Raw genomic sequence first — 1,775 nt, 5'->3', positions numbered from 1 at the left:
CTGTTGGATACGGAAAAACCCGCAGATAGACGTTATATTGATTCGCCAGGGAAATACCTGTATGTGCGAACGAATGAATCGATGTTTTATGTTGGGGGCACCGTTAAGTCTCTAGGCAATGATAATCAATATAGAGGGCCGGAATTATTTGCTTTTAATAAATCCAAGATCAGCAATTACAAGAACGAATCTGTATGGGAGAATAGTAATCTATGGTTAGAAATGTCCTATCCGAATGGCGATCCTGTGGATTTTCGCCTCACTGTAAATGGTCTATACAATGAAAGACCGCTTTATTCTTATTACCAATATCCTTCCAGGAGCGATTATGTAGCGAAAACAAATGGCACATTGAAAGGACAAGCCAAGTATGGCGGGTTTTTCATATATGGTTATGAGGTAGCTGATCGGACCGTATATCAGAAGTTGTATTGGACCAAAAATTCCGGGCAAACGGATCTTTACTATGAACGAGGAGAGAATTATCAAGGAAGCACGGCCGTATCCGATCTGCGAGCCTACGATGCCTTCACCGGTGAATTAATCTTCTCCTCTGCTGAGAGTGGGATTGATATACCGGGGATTTCTTCCGAATCCTATGTCAAAGGCGATCACATCGTTTTGAAATATGGAGGCAAGTACTATGAATATGATCGCAACGGCAATCTAGTTGCAACCCATACGCTTCCTGATTTGAACATTCCAAATACAAATGAGAATTATAGACCAGTTGTAACTTATCAGCAGAACGCTCTTGGAGATATCTATGTTATATCCGAATTGGTTAGCAAGAGTAATTCAAATGCTCGAATCGCAACCTATTTGTCTAAGGTCAATACCGATTTCACTTTAGTATGGACGACAAAGCTGCAAGGAACATGGTCAAATGCCACCAATTCCATAGGCTATGCGTATGGAGCGGTTCAGACTGCGTTTCCTCATCTCGTTTTTAATCCGATAAAGCAGGAGGTTATGGTTAATACCTTTTCTCAGAATGGTCTTGGTGTCTTTAATCATTATCAGCGCTTGTCAATGACAAACGGAAGCCTTTCTATCTGGGACTCGGCGCTAGGGAATTGGAGCTCGCAGCTTACGCAATTTCAAGTCGACTGGTTTGGCAATTATACGAAATTAAGCGGCGCAACCGCTTTTCCCGGCACGCTTTCAGCGGATGGATGGACAAGCAAACCAAGCGATGGCTATATGTACTTTTTTGATAATAATGGAGATAGAAAATCGCAGAGTTCCACCAACGGCATTATGCTTTGGTTAAATATTATGTTCGGAGCTTCTACAAGCTATCCGCAGCAAGGCTTGTACGTCGGGGACGGCATGTATTTATCCTATAATGGCTACAAGGATGCTTATAATGATTTGCCTTATCAATATGTTCCCGTCCTTACTGTAGGTACGCCCACCACCGATCCGTTGATCTATGATGCGTTTACGCTCGGCCAATTCATGTCCGAGGACAAGCTGAAGAATGCCGAGCTGGCTTTCAAGCTGGCGCTGCATCAGCCAAAGGGGAATACGGATCTTGCCGGCATGTCGTTCCGAATGCAAAATCCGCTCAACCGCTATGCGGTGGAGACGGATGGCGTAAAGCTTTATTTGTCCAAATATATGAGAGGAAGTCGGACGGTCTTGGCCTCGCAGAGCTTTCCCGTGCAGCCAAGCCAGCTATACAGCTTCCGCATCATCATGCAGGGCGAAGCCATCAAGGTGTATATGGACGGCGTTCCTTACTTTGAAGTAACGGATAATGAGTATAGCGA

At 44.2% G+C, this 1,775-nt stretch carries 1 protein-coding gene; it reads left to right on the top strand.

From position 1 onward, the window contains the following. Window positions 1–63: 63 nt before the first annotated feature. A partial coding sequence (locus HFP08_RS28715) for a hypothetical protein (protein ID WP_168124066.1) occupies window positions 64–1,775 on the top strand: 1,712 nt, incomplete at its 3' end.

Source organism: Paenibacillus sp. HB172176 (assembly GCF_011947265.1).
Lineage (GTDB): Bacteria > Bacillota > Bacilli > Paenibacillales > Paenibacillaceae > Pristimantibacillus.
This window is presented reverse-complemented; position numbering and strand designations above follow the sequence as displayed.